Annotated in this window: 13 protein-coding genes; 1 reads left to right on the top strand and 12 read right to left on the bottom strand. The window is 59.9% G+C overall.

What is annotated here, in order from left to right; all coding sequences use genetic code 11:
* Positions 1–86: 86 nt before the first annotated feature.
* The gene (locus ACXHRN_RS03505; protein WP_488639958.1) at positions 87–971 is read left to right on the top strand and encodes a DMT family transporter; all 885 of its coding nucleotides are present in this window, start codon (positions 87–89) and stop codon (positions 969–971) included.
* Here the strand turns inward: ACXHRN_RS03505 and ACXHRN_RS03500 are convergent.
* The 12 genes from ACXHRN_RS03500 to ACXHRN_RS03445 all read right to left on the bottom strand — a co-directional run bounded on the left by ACXHRN_RS03500 (position 968) and on the right by ACXHRN_RS03445 (position 14,412).
* Positions 968–3,211 (bottom strand): putative bifunctional diguanylate cyclase/phosphodiesterase, encoded by a 2,244-nt coding sequence (locus tag ACXHRN_RS03500; protein ID WP_488639957.1) that lies wholly within the window; start codon positions 3,209–3,211, stop codon positions 968–970. The genes ACXHRN_RS03505 and ACXHRN_RS03500 overlap by 4 nt on opposite strands.
* 285 nt (positions 3,212–3,496) lie before the next feature.
* Complete coding sequence (locus tag ACXHRN_RS03495) at positions 3,497–4,123, bottom strand: SGNH/GDSL hydrolase family protein (RefSeq protein WP_488639956.1); 627 nt, start codon at positions 4,121–4,123, stop codon at positions 3,497–3,499.
* Between the two features lie 213 nt (positions 4,124–4,336).
* The gene (locus ACXHRN_RS03490; RefSeq protein WP_488639955.1) at positions 4,337–4,564 is read right to left on the bottom strand and encodes a hypothetical protein; all 228 of its coding nucleotides are present in this window, start codon (positions 4,562–4,564) and stop codon (positions 4,337–4,339) included.
* Between the two features lie 142 nt (positions 4,565–4,706).
* Entirely contained in the window at positions 4,707–5,138 is a 432-nt protein-coding gene (locus ACXHRN_RS03485; protein ID WP_488639954.1) for an SRPBCC family protein, read from the bottom strand.
* Entirely contained in the window at positions 5,135–5,572 is a 438-nt protein-coding gene (locus ACXHRN_RS03480; RefSeq protein WP_488639953.1) for a DUF1801 domain-containing protein, read from the bottom strand. Before ACXHRN_RS03480 ends, ACXHRN_RS03485 begins: the two co-directional genes overlap by 4 nt.
* 73 nt (positions 5,573–5,645) lie before the next feature.
* A complete protein-coding gene (locus ACXHRN_RS03475) occupies positions 5,646–6,176 on the bottom strand; it encodes a DUF1801 domain-containing protein (protein ID WP_488639952.1) in 531 nt (176 codons plus the stop codon).
* Positions 6,173–6,496, bottom strand: coding sequence for an ArsR/SmtB family transcription factor (locus tag ACXHRN_RS03470; protein WP_488639951.1), 324 nt, complete (start codon positions 6,494–6,496; stop codon positions 6,173–6,175). The genes ACXHRN_RS03475 and ACXHRN_RS03470 overlap by 4 nt, the downstream gene beginning before the upstream one ends.
* A 177-nt stretch (positions 6,497–6,673) precedes the next feature.
* Positions 6,674–8,170, bottom strand: coding sequence for a siroheme synthase CysG (gene cysG / locus ACXHRN_RS03465; RefSeq protein WP_488639950.1), 1,497 nt, complete (start codon positions 8,168–8,170; stop codon positions 6,674–6,676).
* Positions 8,142–10,799 (bottom strand): nitrate reductase, encoded by a 2,658-nt coding sequence (locus tag ACXHRN_RS03460; RefSeq protein ID WP_488639949.1) that lies wholly within the window; start codon positions 10,797–10,799, stop codon positions 8,142–8,144. The genes cysG and ACXHRN_RS03460 overlap by 29 nt, the downstream gene beginning before the upstream one ends.
* A complete protein-coding gene (gene nirD, locus ACXHRN_RS03455; protein WP_488641817.1) occupies positions 10,800–11,147 on the bottom strand; it encodes a nitrite reductase small subunit NirD in 348 nt (115 codons plus the stop codon).
* Between the two features lie 11 nt (positions 11,148–11,158).
* Complete coding sequence (gene nirB, locus ACXHRN_RS03450; RefSeq protein ID WP_488639948.1) at positions 11,159–13,609, bottom strand: nitrite reductase large subunit NirB; 2,451 nt, start codon at positions 13,607–13,609, stop codon at positions 11,159–11,161.
* Positions 13,610–13,614: 5 nt separating this feature from the next.
* Complete coding sequence (locus tag ACXHRN_RS03445) at positions 13,615–14,412, bottom strand: ABC transporter ATP-binding protein (RefSeq protein WP_488639947.1); 798 nt, start codon at positions 14,410–14,412, stop codon at positions 13,615–13,617.
* Between the last annotated feature and the right edge of the window lie 5 nt (positions 14,413–14,417).

Genomic DNA, 14,417 nt, shown 5'->3' with positions numbered 1-14,417 from the left:
ACGACTCAGTCGGTCTGCAAGAAACCACCGCAATCCACGGCCCGTTCCGTAAACCGCTCGGCGTGCCGAGCGCTATGGCAGACATCATGAAATCCCAGCGAACCGGCTATCTCTTCGCGCTTGTCACCTTCACAATCTTCGCGACGCAGGATGGCATATCCAAGCATCTCGCGGATCACTATCCACCGATGCTGATCACCATGATCCGCTACTGGGCGTTTGCGGGTTTCGCCATCATCGTCGCCGGCCGCTCGAAGCCCGGCCTGCGCACCATTGCGGGCAGTAAGCGGCTGGTCCTGCAGATTGTTCGCGGCCTGCTGCTGTCGTCACAGATCGCGGTGGCTCTCTACGGCTTCAAGACAATCGGCTTCATTCACTCGCAAGCGATCTTCGCTTCCACTCCGCTGGTCGTTGCCGTTCTGTCGGTGCCCATTCTCGGCGAGATTGTCGGGTGGCGTCGCTGGACGGCGATCGCCGTCGGTCTATGCGGGGTGCTGATCATCCTCAAGCCCGAGCCGACGGGGTTCGATTTCGGGCTGCTGATCCCGGTGCTGACATCGGTGATGATGGCTGTCTATTCCGTCATCACACGCCTCGTCAGCCGCGATGACGGCCCACTCACCAGCTTCTTCTACACCGGAACCGTTGGCGCCCTGTTCATGACCATCATCGGACCGTTTTACTGGGCGGCCGTTGCGCCGATCGACTGGCTGTGGCTGGCGGCGATCTGCACCACAGGCATCGTCAGCCATTTCTGCCTGATCAAGGCCTATGAATATCTCGATGCGGTTCTGGTGCAGCCCTTCGCCTATTTTCAACTGGTACTGACATCCTTCATGGGCGTCATCGTCTTCGGTGAAACGCTGCATTGGAATGTGGTGATCGGCTCGGCCATCGTCGTTGGCGCGGGCCTCTTCACCATCTGGCGGGAAGCGGTCGCGCACCGCCGGCAAAAGACGGCCTCAGCTTAGTAGAGTGTAGCAGCCTTGCGCAGGACCGATCTCTCGTCGACCAGGAAGCTCCTGACTTCGACCGCGGGCACAGCCTTGGAAAACAGGTAGCCCTGCCCGCTGTTGCAGCCGACCGCGCGCAGGAAATCCATCTGGCCTTCGGTTTCGATCCCCTCCGCCACGACCTCCATGCCGAGATTGTGGCCGAGATCGACAATCGCGTTGACGATGGTCGTATGCTGAGCCTTGGAACCCAAGCCGGCGATGAACGACTGGTCAATCTTGATGCAGTCGATAGGGAAATCGCGCAGATGCGTGAGCGAAGCATAGCCCGTGCCGAAATCGTCGACCGAAATCCGGATGCCCTGCTTGTGAAGCCGTTCAAGGCTCTTGCCGACCAGCTTTGAGTCCTCGCCCCAGAACACCGTCTCCGTGACTTCGATCTCCAGCATCCCGTGCGGAATGTGCATGCGATCCAGCCGGGCGATCAGGTCGTCGGCAAAAGCTGGTGTCTGGAAGCAGAATTCGTCAGCATTGAAACTGACCGTACCGGGGTCGAGTCCGCTTTCGAGCCAGTAGGAAATATCGTCGGTAATGGCGGTGATGATGTGCTGGCTGATCAGCCGCGCGCTCGTCGCCTCGCTGAGCGCCGGCCAGAAATCGGCCGGGCTGCTGATCGACCCATCGCTGTTGCGGATGCGCATCAGCGCTTCAAACCCGTAGATGCTCCGGTCATTCAACCTCACCTTCGGTTGATAGAAGGGAATGATCGCGCTATCGGCGGCGGCTCTGCGCACCTTCTCGATCGCCAGCCGGCGCGTGTCGAACACAGTGGCGATCTCCGGCGAATAATAGCCAACCGAGCCGCGGCCGGCCCGCTTGACCTTATAGAGGGCCATGTCGGCACAACGCATCAGGTCATCCGGACTGCCCGCGTCCTGCGGATAGCGGGCGAGCCCCATCGAGGCCGAAAAATAGATCGCCTGGCGTTCGAATTGCACCGGCTTGCGGAGGTCCGCGAGCAGGCTTTCGGCCAACTTTCGCAACTCGTCCGCTGGAAGCTGCTCCTCGATCACCACGGTGAATTCATCACCGCCGAGCCGGGCAATTGCCGCCCTGTCGCCGAGTGCGACCTGCAGGCGCTTGGCGACCACGCGCAGCACCGCATCGCCGGCAAGATGGCCCAATGTGTCATTGACTTCCTTGAAGCCATCGAGATCGAGCAGCATCAAGGTCAGGTGTCCCGAAAGGTCTCTCGCCTTGTCGATCTTTTCCACCAGCGTCTTCTGGAACCAGGTGCGGTTGGGAATCTCGCAGAGCCCATCGACATGGGCGGCGCGCCACAATTGTTTGGCGGCACTATGCTCCTCGGTAATGTCCTGGACGATCCCGGTCATGAATGCGCGGCCGTCATTCTCGCGCGCGACATCACCGGCAACGCGAACCTGTCGCCTGCGTCCGGTCGCCGTGATCAGGCCGGCATCAAAATGAAAATGCGATGCTGTCTCGATTGCGCTCCCCACGGTGGCGCGCACCATCTCCTGGTCCTCGGGTGCATAGAAGCTGATGCCGTATTCGAGGCTGATCGCCTCGCCCGCAGGAACTTCATAAATGCGCCGGACTTGATCGGACCAGGTTACTTCGCCGCTGCTGATATCCACGCGCCATGCGCCAATTGCTGCCATCGTTTCGACATGCTGCAGCAACTTTTCGCGCCGTTCTGTTTCCTGCCGCTGCAGGCGCGCTTCGAGCAATGCGTCATTGGCGTTGACCGCAGCGCGGTGGGCGACGAACAATCCTTCAACCGCGCAGGCGAGCCGGCGGAGTTGATCCAGTTCTTCCTCTGTCGGAATTTTCGGCTCGGTGCCAATGACGCAGAGCGAACCGAGATGGTAAGTTCCTTCCATCGACAGTGGGATGCCGGCATAGAAGCGGATATGGGGTTCGCCCGTGACGAAGGGATTATCGGCAAAGCGTGCATCCAGCCGCGCATCTTCGACGACAAGTTCGCGGCGGGTGCGGATCGTGTAATCGCAGAAGGCGACTGCCCGGTCAGTGCCCTCCAGGTCGATGCCGCATTTGGACTTGAACCACTGCTTGTCATCGCTGACCAGCGAGACGAGACCGATCGGGCATTTGAAAATGACCGTGGCCGCCTTTACCAGCGCATCGAAGGCGGGAGAGCTGGCGGTGTTGATCAGACGCAGTTCTTCGAGCACTTTGAGGCGCTCGATTTCATGCACATCTTCATCTGCAACCATGCTCAGTCCTCGCGTCCGGTTTTCTAAGATGGCGCGAGATTGATAATTATTACTTACGTCTGGACGGTGGATTCTAATCGATGCAAATTATCAGCCAACTGCCTAATGCACGCAGAGGTCACATTGCATCTTATGGCCCATAAACGCCGCAACGGACGCTTGAGGCATCAGAAATTGATGACGGAAATGCCGACTTCGATGTTGAAATTGTAGGGGCTATCCGCCCCGATCTCCACACACGGCCGGATATAGCCGTTGATCGCACCACCGCCGTCGAGCTTAGAATTACTGTTCGTCTGGCGACTTGCAGCGACCACGAGAGAGAACCTTAACCAACTCCGGCACAACAATCTTGGATGCTTCATCCGGCAGGGGATGGCTTCCATCGGCAATGATCCTGCCAAGCTCGGCATCATCGAGTTTCGCCCAGTTCCTGGCATTGTCGACATACTCCAAGCCCCGCGCCTGCGCCTCTTGGCGATGTGCCTCGACATAGCTGTCCAGATAAGGGCGGATCATTCCCCGCATTCCGAAGATCGGGTTCATGCTCATCGTAATGATCCGTGCCTTGGGCAAGCGTGCATGTAATTGGTCGAGTATGGCAGCAAAATTCTGCCGGCTGGCGCTCACACCGATCCAGCGGTTGAGTGCCGCGTCATTGGCGTAGAGTTCGATCAGGATGACATTCGGTGCGAGCCCAACGATATGGTCGATCTGGGTCAGCCCCCATTCGGTGGTCTCGCCGCTCTTGGCCGCCTTCTCCACCGTCACCGCAGCACCGGTGCAGGCTGCCAAAGCTTCGCCGAGCCGTTCCGGCCAGTTCGCTCGCGCCGTCAAGGAAGTGCCGAATGCAACGATCTTCACTGTGTTGCCAGCCTTTTCGGGTGTCTGCGCAAAGGCTGGATCAGCCATAGTGCATTGGCAAAGGCACAATAAAATTGCAAATGTCAGTTTCATGAGCCAGCCTTTTGCCGCATCATCAATGGCCCAAGTCATCCCAAGCACAGATCGTTTGAATCTTCCATAGAAATCAGCCAGCGGCAAACCTGGGCTGGCAGTGGTCTGAGGGCCGCACTTCAACCTTGCTTGCGACCCGCCGAGGTCCCGTTTAGCCGACCGTCGTTTTCATTCCTGGATGCTGGTCTGTCGCCCGCTCTGCCGCTTGGCGGTATAAGGCAGCACGAACATATATAGACCGGTGAGCAGCAGCAAGATGAGCGGAAAGAGCGCCACGAGGCCGACCCAGACGGCCGGCTGCCCCCAGGCCATGGCGATGATATTGAAGATGACGGCCACCGTAAAGGCGATGGACAGCCAACGGTGAATCTGCCGAATCCATGTGTTCCAGTTCATTTCGACCTCCTCTGAAGACGTGCAAAACCATCGGGCGATCCGCTTGACCGCCACCTTCCTTGCACAGTGTCATTGACTTGTTTGACATGCTGCCGGTGGTCACGTTCACCGGCAGATGCCAGGGCTTATTCAATTCGCGGCTTCAGTCCAGCCGCGCCAGGACATTCTCGAGTGCTCCGAAGAACCCCTGCCAGCCGTGATGGGCGCCATGGTAGGCCTGCTTCTGGCCCGGACGAAAGCCTGACTGCTCCATCCGTAGATGCGTCCCGGTGGCCGTAGGCGTAAGCGTCATGGTCACCACGCTCCTGAGATCGTAGGCCGCATCGTCGTGCACGTAGTTCCAGGTATACGACAGGCTTTTGTTCGGCTCGATGGCCAGGACCTCGCAGTCCAGCACGCCGCCCCACTCGCCGCGAAGATTGAAACGGTGGCCCACCACCGGCATGAAATCATTCTTCATCAGCCATTCCTCGATGAGATGCGGCTGCGTGAGCGCGCGCCAGATCTTTTCCGGCGGATAAGCGATGTCGCGTTCGACGACGACGGTGCGCGTTTCGATCGAATGTTCGTTCATTTTTTCTTCCCCATCTTCTTCGATGTGTTCAGCTCAACGGCAGCCCGAATAAGTGCCTTCAAGGCCTCCTCATCGATCTTGTCGCCCTCGTGGAAATCGATGGCGCGCCTCGTGTTGCCTTCGAGGCTGGAGTTGAACAAGCCCGAGGAATCTTCCAGCGACGCGCCATTGGCAAATGTCATCTTCACGGCAGCCTTGTAGGTCTCGCCGGTGCAGATGATGCCGGCATGCTCCCACACCGGAACCCCTCTCCATTTCCATTCTTCCACAACGTCGGGGTCGGCCTGCTTGATGAGCGATCGGATCCGCGCGAGCATCTCGCCGCGCCAATCATGGAGATCGTTTATTCTCGCATCTATCAGTTGGGAGGGAGAGGGTTCGCCTTCGTTCGAACCGCTTTTCTTCTTTTCCATGGCTATCGTTACTTTCCTCATGAAGATTGTCACTTGATATCAATCGCGTGTGGCTTGGCGCCGACAAGGCCCGCCACCATCTCGCATCGAACGCTCACATTCTTTCACCGGGCAAAAGACTGGCTTGCCTCACCCAATCGGTGAACTGAGCTTCGTCCAGTTGGTCTCCCTCGTAGATATCGAGGTATCGAACGTCCTTCTGCTTGGATGGCCCGGGAGGGACAGGACTGAGCGATGCGCCGCGGAAAAAGGCCACCTTGACGTATTTCGTCAGGCAATGAAAACCGAGAAACCAGCCTTGGCCCTCGATACCATATAAGGGCGAGTTCCATTTGACCGCTTTGTATACCGCCGGGACAGCACGCTCGATCAGCGCATCGAGACGGCGGCCGACGTCACTCTTCCAGCCCGGCATGGCAGCGATATAGGCCTGCACGGGAGCATTGCCGTAACCCTTGGCGATCTGAGGGTTGCCGCCGGACAGGAGCACTGGCTTTGCGCCGTCGCCGGGCTGCGGCTCAGCTGCCGTCTGGAGTGGCTCGGCTCCAGACTGTTTTGCCGTTTTCGTCGTCTTGGACTTTCTTTCAGCAACGTCGGGGCGCGTTTGGGCCGATGTTTCCTTCATTGGTCCATCCTTTTGAGCAAATCTTCGAGGTCATCGAACCGGCTTTGCCAGAACCCGCCCATCTGGTTCGTCCAGTCGATCAGGGGGGCAAGCGCGCCAAGCTGCGCGCTGTAATGGGTTTGTCGTCCTTCATGGCGGTCGCGTACCAGCCCGGCCTGCTTGAGAACTCCGAGATGCTTTGAGACGGCCGGCTGCGAGACCCCGGCCTGAGCCGTCAGCGCCCCGACCGTTTGCTCTCCTTCACGGCACAGTCGCTCGAAGATCGCCCGGCGGGTCGGATCTGCAAGCGTCCTGAAGAGTTCGTCGTGAGCATTCGGCATCGGAATACATAACTCGTTGGCTATTGATCTAACTCATAACCGACGGGATATACGTGTGTCAAGCCTGCCAACAAAGCGTGGCTGTCCGACGGCGGGCGCCGCGTGTTTCGATGCGCCGTACAGCCGATACGCGCGTTGAATGGATCGATCTAAATCGAGCTCAAAAATGCGGGATCCCTAAGCAAGTCGGCGTGCACTCTCGAAGTTATCCCTCAATTCGTCCATCGTAAAATTGGACAACGGCCCGCAGTCGCTGTTTGATCGAAGAGCCCTCGAAAAGACCGAGCCGATGCCGATGAGCAACGGTTCATCTATGCCGATGGTCTCGATCGCGATGCCAAGACAATCGAGTTCACCAATCCACCGGCGCTCATTCAAACGAGTTATGGCACTCATAACCGCTATCGGAGTGTTGCTGGGCATTCCCTCACCCAAAAGCTTGGCGCGAATTTCAACGGCGGTCCTTCCGCCCATATAAAATACGGTTGTGGTGTTAGGGTCAGCTAGACTGCGCCAATCGATATTCGACGGCAGGCGGCCGTCGCGCGCATGACCAGTAACAAAGCGAACGGCCTGCGCATGATCCCGATGCGTCAGCGATACACCCAGGCGAGCTGCCATCGCGCTCGCAGCCGTTATGCCCGGGATGACTTTGACGGAAATGCCTTCGCGCTCCAGATATTCTATCTCTTCGCCCGCTCGTCCAAAAATCATCGGATCGCCGGATTTGAGACGGACAACATGTTTTCCTGCTCTGGCCAGAGATAGCATCGTGTCGTTGATATCTTCCTGCCGGCAACTTTTGCGGCCGCCGCGTTTGCCAACCAGCATGCGCTTGGCTTCACGGCGCGCAAGTTCGAGAACGTCGTCGGAGACGAGATCGTCAAACAGAATGACATCGGCCGCCTGCAGCGCCCGCACAGCTTTCAACGTCAACAGTTCGGCGTCACCGGGTCCGGCCCCGACCAAGGTCACTGAACCATTATTGCCCGCGACGCCGCTGTCGATACGGTCGATTTCGCCGACCAGTCTCGCCAGGTCATCATTGGCCGGCTCTTGCACTGCAAAGGCGCGATCGACAAAACGCTCCCAGAACCGCCGCCGTTTGTCCGGCGAAGGCAGCCGCGTTGTGACGGTCTTGCGAACCGACTGGGCCAGTTGCGCCCAGGACGAGAGCGACGGTGGTAAAAGGGTTTCGATCCGCCGCCGAATTGCCTGGCCGAGAATTGGTGCCGCGCCATCGGTGGAAATGCCGATGACCAGCGGCGAGCGATTGACGATGCTGCCAAACTTGAACTGGCAGTATTCCGGCTTGTCGATCACATTCACCGGCACACCGGCCGCTCTTGCCTTGTTGTGGAAATCCTCCGCTTCCGTCGTGTCACAGTCACCGACTGCAAGTGCAAAACCGATGAAATCGGTCTCACGCCAATGTCTGTCATGATGGACAACATTTGCTGGCAGGGCGGTGGCGCTGTCCGGCAGATCGCCTGCCGGGCAAAATAAATGCACATTGGCCCCACAAGCTGACAGCAGCGTGGCCTTCCAGGCGGCCGCCTCGCTGCCGCCGGCAACCAACACCGGCTTGCCGGTCAGGTCCAAGAACACAGGTAGGGTTGCAAGCCCGCCAATGGGCCTCGCGCGCTCATTCCGCGGCGGCGGTGATACATCCATCGATGATTCCTCTGATTTCGGCACGGCAAGAGCCGCAATTCGTCCCGGCGGATGTCGCTTTGCCGACGGCCTCCACGCTGTGGCAGCCGTCGCGGATGGCGGCAACGATCTGGTTGACACCAATGGCATTGCAGGAACAGACAGTTGCACCCGGGTCCGGCCGGCCGGCTCCAGGGCGACCGGCGACGATGGCGAAGCGCTTTCTCAACTCGGCATGCGTTTCCGTCAGCTGGGTGACGGCCCAGTTACGGGCAACGGCAACCGGTTGGGTTGCCAGGAAAAGAGCGGCCACCAGCCTGTCGCCATCGAAGAAGGCGAGCCGTCGATCGCCGCTTTGCCGGTCGGCGTAACCCAGTGGCTCGACGCCTTCAGGAATGCCAAAGGCCGACCGGCACCACGCTGTCCAGTCCTCGACCGGAGCATCGAAAGCAAGCTCCAGCCGCCAGCCACCCATCGTCTTCGCCTTGGCCCAGTAAGCCGCGCCACGCGGATCCGGTGATGCCACGGACACTGCAAAGCCATAGTGGCTCGCCTTGAAGCCCTTGATTGCCACAGCAACATTCTTGGATGCCGGCTGACCTGAGAACGGGTCGGTCAGTGGCGGAACGAGTGCATCGATACGGGCCTGCGCCGCGAATTGGTCGTTCCAGTGCATCGGCGCAAAAATGCTGCCACGGGCCTGCCGCTCGGTGACCAGCGCCCGGACAAGCGCCTTGCCATGGGCGTTCCGGATCTCGACGAGGCCGGCGCCGGCAACGCCAAGTTCCACGGCATCGCGCGGATGGATTTCAGCGAAGGGTTCGGCGATGTGGGCCGAAAGCCGAGCGCTCCTGCCGGTGCGGGTCATAGTGTGCCACTGGTCGCGAATGCGGCCCGTATTCAGCGTGAACGGAAATTCCCGATTGGTGCGATCCGTCTCTGGCAAAGCCATGGCGATGAAGCGCGCCCTTCCATCCGGATGATAGAACCGGCCGTTCGCGAAAAAGCGATGTGTATTTGCAGTGGCTCCCGCCGGTTGCGGCCACTGGATTGGCTCAAGCTCGTTGTAAGCCGCCTCCGTTATTCCGGCGCAGGCGCCGATATTGAAATCGCGGCTGCCATCGTTCTCGAACGCGGATAAGGCGGCATGCTCGCTAAAGATTTCGCTTTGCGACTGATGAGAGAACGCCGTCGCAAACCCCATGCGGCGGCCAACCTCAGCCATCTGCCACCAATCAGAACGTGCTTCGCCTGGCGCGGGCAAGAACTGTCGCTGGCGGGAAATTCGGCGTTCGGAGTTGGTGACCGTTCCATCCTTCTCGCCCCATCCCAGCGACGGAAGCAGCACATGCGCATGCCGCGCAGTGTCGGTCTGCTTGAGAATGTCGGAGACCACGACAAAGGGACAGGCTTTGATCGCAGCTTCCACCGCGTCGGCATCGGGCATCGACACAACCGGGTTGGTGGCCATGATCCACAGCGCCTTGATCCGTCCATCGGCGACCGCCTTGAACATATCAACCGCCTTGAGGCCGGGCTTTGCCGCAATGGTAGGAGATTGCCAGAACCGCTGGACGCGATCTCGATCGCCTTGGTCCTCTATCGACATATGTGCGGCAAGCATATTGGCAAGCCCGCCGACCTCGCGGCCGCCCATGGCGTTCGGCTGGCCGGTCAGCGAGAATGGTCCCATTCCTGGTCGTCCGATGCGGCCGGTCGCCAGATGACAATTGATGATCGCATTGACCTTGTCTGTGCCAGAGGAGGATTGATTGACACCCTGGCTGTAGCAGGTCACGATCCTGTCGGTCGTCTCGAACATCTTGAAGAACGTCCTCAGATGCATGGCCGGCAAACCAGTGCGGTCGAGCAGGTCGTCGAATGTCAGCGCCGATGCCGCGGCGAAGGCTTCGGCGAAACCGGTTGTGTGTTGGCCGATGAAATTCTGGTCGATCGCCGGGCTTGCGGCGAGATGAGCGAGCAGGCCCATGAACAGCGCCACGTCGCCGTCGGGCCGGATCGCCAGATGCAGATCGGCGATATCGGAGGTCATTGTCCGGCGTGGATCGATAACCACCACCTTCATGCCCGGCCTCGCAGCCTTGGCGGCTGCAAGTCGCTGATAGAGGACCGGATGGCACCAAGCCATGTTGGAGCCGGTGAGGATCACCAGATCGGCAAGTTCGAGGTCTTCGTAAACGCCGGGCACAGTATCCGCCCCGAAGGCGCGGCGATGGCCGGCCACCGATGACGACATGCAGAGACGTGAATTGGTGTCGATGTTGGCCGAGCCGATGAAGCCCTTCATCAGCTTGTTGGCGATGTAATAGTCCTCGGTCAGCAACTGGCCGGAGACATAGAAAGCCACCGAATCCGGCCCGTGCTCAGCGATTGCTTCACCGAACTTCCCAGCAACAAGGTCCAGAGCCGCATCCCAGCCTGCGCGTTCGCCGTGGATTTCCGGATGGAGTAGCCGTCCGTCGAGATCAATCGCGTCCGCCAGCGCCGATCCCTTGGAGCACAGTCGGCCGAAATTGGCTGGATGCTCAGGATCGCCCCTGACGGAAACCGCGCCGTCATCGTCCACCTTGGCGATGACACCGCAACCCACGCCGCAATAGGGACAGGTGGTCTTGATCTCTTCCACCATCTATTCCGCCGCCGCCAGCATCAGGTTTTCGAGCGCGATGAACAGCGCGCCGTTGTCGTTGCGAACCGGAATGGTCCGCACCGCGCCGTGATCTGCACCCAGCGCCTTGCCGGTTTCGAGCGAGATCACCCAGTTGTGCAGCGGGCAGGTAACGGCGGCGCCATGCACGATGCCCTGCGACAACGGCCCGCCCTTGTGCGGGCAATGGTCCTCAATGGCGAAGACCTGGTTCTCCGTCGTGCGGAACACGGCAATCTTGCCTTGCGGGGTTTTGACACAGCGTGCGCCACGTAGCGGAATGTCGCTGATATCGCCGATCGGGTGCCAATCTGCATTTGACAGGTTCATATCCATGTTTCTCACTCCGCCGCCTGGGGAAAGCCGACCGTCGCCATCGGCCGGAACTCATGCTTGTCCTTGCCGGAGACACGCTCGGACCAGGGATCGACCTGGGCGAATTTCTGGCTGAAGACGAAGCGGTCATAATACGCCTTGCGCTTGTCGCCATCGGTCATGATCTGCCGGCGGATTTCGTCCAGCCCGATGCGTTTCGCCCATTTGTAGATGCGCTCGAGATATCGGCCCTGCTCGCGATACATCTGTGTCAACGCGACGATATGCTCGAGCGCCTCGTCCTCGGTCCTGACCAGGCCGAGCACTTCGGTACCCTTGATGTCGAGGCCGGCAGCGCCAGCGAAATGGATCTCGTAGCCGGAATCGACGCAGATCACGCCGATATCCTTGCAGGTCGCTTCGGCGCAGTTGCGCGGACAGCCTGAGACGGCCATTTTGAGCTTGGCCGGCGTCCACGATCCCCACATGAATTTCTCGATGCGGATGCCCAGCCCGGTTGAATCCTGGGTGCCGAAGCGGCACCAGTCCGAACCGACGCAGGTTTTCACGGTCCTCAGCCCCTTGGCATAAGCCTGGCCGGAGATGAAGCCAGCCTTGCCGAGATCGGCCCAGACGGCCGGCAGGTCTTCCTTGGCGATTCCGAGCATGTCGATGCGCTGGCCGCCGGTGACCTTGACCAACGGGATGTCGAACTTGTCGACCACGTCAGCGATAGCCCGAAGTTCGGCGGAGTTGGTCACACCGCCCCACATCCGAGGCACGACCGAATAGGTGCCGTCCTTCTGGATATTGGCGTGGACGCGCTCATTGATGAACCGGGATTGGTAATCATCGGCATATTCATCCGGCCAGTCGCAGACGAGGTAATAATTGAGCGCCGGCCGGCACTTGGCGCAGCCGCAGGATGTCTTCCATTCCAGCTCCTGCATCACCGCCGGAATGGTTTTCAGATGCTTGGCCTTGATCAGCCGTCGAACATCGTCGTGGCCGAGTTCGGTGCAGCCGCACATCGGCTGCACTGCCTTCGGATTGTAGCTGTCGCCAAGCGTGATCGTCATCAACTGCTCGACGAGACCGGTGCATGAGCCGCAGGAGGCCGAAGCCTTGGTATGGGCGCGGACTTCGTCAAGCGAGGTCAGCCCCTTCGAGGTGATCGTCGAAACGATCTTGCCCTTGCATACGCCGTTGCAGCCGCAGATTTCCGCATCATCCGGCAAGGCTGCAACGGCCGCCATAGGGTCCAGCGGGGACCCTCCCTGGTAGGCCGCACCGAAGATCAGGGTCTCCCGCATCTCCGAGATATTGGTCGATTTTTTCTTGAGGTCGTTGAACCATGCGCCGTCGGAGGTCTCGCCGTAAAGCACCGTGCCGACAATGCGGTTGTCGCGGATGATGATCCGCTTATAGACGCCGGCGCTGGCGTCGCGCAGCACGATTTCCTCGCGGTCGTCGCCATCGGCAAAATCGCCGATCGAATAGAGATCGATGCCGGTCACCTTCAGCTTGGTCGGCGTGTCCGCATGCACGAAAGCTGCCGGACTGTCGCCGCCGAGATGTGAGGCGGCTACCCGCGCCATCTCATAGAGTGGCGCCACCAGGCCATAGACCTGACCGCCGACTTCGGCGCATTCGCCAAGCGCCATGATGCTGCCATCCGAGGTCGACATGCCGTCATCGACGACGATGCCGCGATTGACGGCGAGGCCGGCGTCGCGTGCAAGTCCGACATTGGGCCGGATGCCGACAGCCATGACCACCAGCGTTGCCGGGATGATCGTGCCATCGGCAAGCTCGACACCCTCGACCTTGCCATTGCCGACGATCGCCTTGGTATTCGCCTTGGTGATGACCTTGATGCCCCGGTCTTCGACGGCTTTCTGCAGCAGATAGCCGGCGGCGGGATCGAGCTGGCGTTCCATCAGCGTCGGCTGCACGTGCAGCACGGTCACGTCCATGCCGCGCAGATTGAGACCAGCAGCGGCTTCGAGCCCGAGCAGGCCGCCGCCGATGACCACGGCCTTCGCCCGCGACTGGGCCGCCAGCAGCATGGCCTGCACGTCGTCGAGATCGCGATAGCTCAGCACGCCGGGCAGGTCGTTGCCCGGAACCGGGATGATGAACGGTACCGAACCGGTGGCGATCACCAGCCGGTCGTAGCTCTCGGTAACGCCATGATCGGAGGTGACGGTCTTGGCCAGGCGGTCGATGGCGACGATCTTGTGGCCCTTGTAGAGGGTGATGCCGTTTTCGATGTACCAGCCATCGCCATGGATGACGATTTCCTCATAGGTTTTCTCACCCGAGAGTACCGGCGACAGCAAGATACGATCATAATTGACGCGCGGCTCGGCATTGAAGATCGTGACCTGATAGCGGCCGGGCGCCTGTTCGAAGAGATGTTCCAGCATACGCCCCGGGGCCATGCCATTGCCGATAATGACGAGTTTTTCAGCCATTGATCCTACTCCGCAGCTTCGACAAAGCGATGGCGCTCGTAGAGGAACTTGAGCACGGCCTCGCGGGATTTGAGATAGGTCCGGTCGGCGGCGAGCTCGATCCGGTTGCGCGGACGCGGGATCGGCACATCAAGCACTTCGCCGATCTTGGCCGACGGACCGTTGGTCATCATGACAATGCGATCGGAGAGCAGTACGGCCTCATCGACATCGTGGGTGATCATGATCATGGTGTTACCAAGGCGGCTGTGGATTTCCATCACCGCGTCCTGCAGATGGGCGCGGGTCAGCGCGTCGAGCGCGCCGAACGGCTCATCGAGCAACAGGATCTTGGGTTCCATCGCCAGCGCCCGGGCAATGCCGACACGCTGTTTCATGCCGCCGGAAATTTCCGCCGGGCGTTTATCGCTGGCATGCGCCATCTGCACGAGGTCGAGATTGCGCATTACCCAATCGTGGCGCTCGGCCTTGGTCTTTTTGCCGGAAAACACCTTACTGACCGCAAGATTGACGTTTTCATAGACAGTCAGCCAGGGTAGCAGCGAGTGGTTCTGGAACACCACGGCGCGTTCGGGGCCAGGGGAATTGACCTCGATGTTTTCCAATAACACTACGCCTGATGTGACCGTCGTCAGGCCGGCAATCAGGTTGAGCAGCGTAGACTTGCCGCAGCCGGAATGGCCGATGATGGAGACGAACTCACCCTTGGAGATCGTCAGGTCGATATCCTTCAGCACTTCGGTGCGGGTTCCGCCGCGTTGGAATGCCTTGTCGATATGGTCGAGCTTGAGATAGGCCGTCATCGCGG

The sequence above is a fragment of the Shinella sp. OV683 genome, from assembly GCF_057787725.1.
The sequence above is the reverse complement of the archived record's forward strand: the minus strand, read 5'-3'. Positions and strand labels throughout refer to the sequence as shown.

Coding starts and splice junctions, on each gene's coding strand:
- ACXHRN_RS03475 (WP_488639952.1), bottom strand. CDS start 6,176: ATGAAGGAAACATCGGCCCAAACGCGCCCCGACGTTGCTGAAAGAAAG.
- ACXHRN_RS03470 (WP_488639951.1), bottom strand. CDS start 6,496: ATGCCGAATGCTCACGACGAACTCTTCAGGACGCTTGCAGATCCGACC.
- ACXHRN_RS03490 (WP_488639955.1), bottom strand. CDS start 4,564: ATGAACTGGAACACATGGATTCGGCAGATTCACCGTTGGCTGTCCATC.
- ACXHRN_RS03505 (WP_488639958.1), top strand. CDS start 87: ATGAAATCCCAGCGAACCGGCTATCTCTTCGCGCTTGTCACCTTCACA.
- ACXHRN_RS03480 (WP_488639953.1), bottom strand. CDS start 5,572: ATGAGGAAAGTAACGATAGCCATGGAAAAGAAGAAAAGCGGTTCGAAC.
- nirD (WP_488641817.1), bottom strand. CDS start 11,147: ATGAACCTGTCAAATGCAGATTGGCACCCGATCGGCGATATCAGCGAC.
- ACXHRN_RS03495 (WP_488639956.1), bottom strand. CDS start 4,123: ATGGCTGATCCAGCCTTTGCGCAGACACCCGAAAAGGCTGGCAACACA.
- ACXHRN_RS03485 (WP_488639954.1), bottom strand. CDS start 5,138: ATGAACGAACATTCGATCGAAACGCGCACCGTCGTCGTCGAACGCGAC.
- cysG (WP_488639950.1), bottom strand. CDS start 8,170: ATGGATGTATCACCGCCGCCGCGGAATGAGCGCGCGAGGCCCATTGGC.
- ACXHRN_RS03445 (WP_488639947.1), bottom strand. CDS start 14,412: ATGACGGCCTATCTCAAGCTCGACCATATCGACAAGGCATTCCAACGC.
- ACXHRN_RS03460 (WP_488639949.1), bottom strand. CDS start 10,799: ATGGTGGAAGAGATCAAGACCACCTGTCCCTATTGCGGCGTGGGTTGC.
- nirB (WP_488639948.1), bottom strand. CDS start 13,609: ATGGCTGAAAAACTCGTCATTATCGGCAATGGCATGGCCCCGGGGCGT.
- ACXHRN_RS03500 (WP_488639957.1), bottom strand. CDS start 3,211: ATGGTTGCAGATGAAGATGTGCATGAAATCGAGCGCCTCAAAGTGCTC.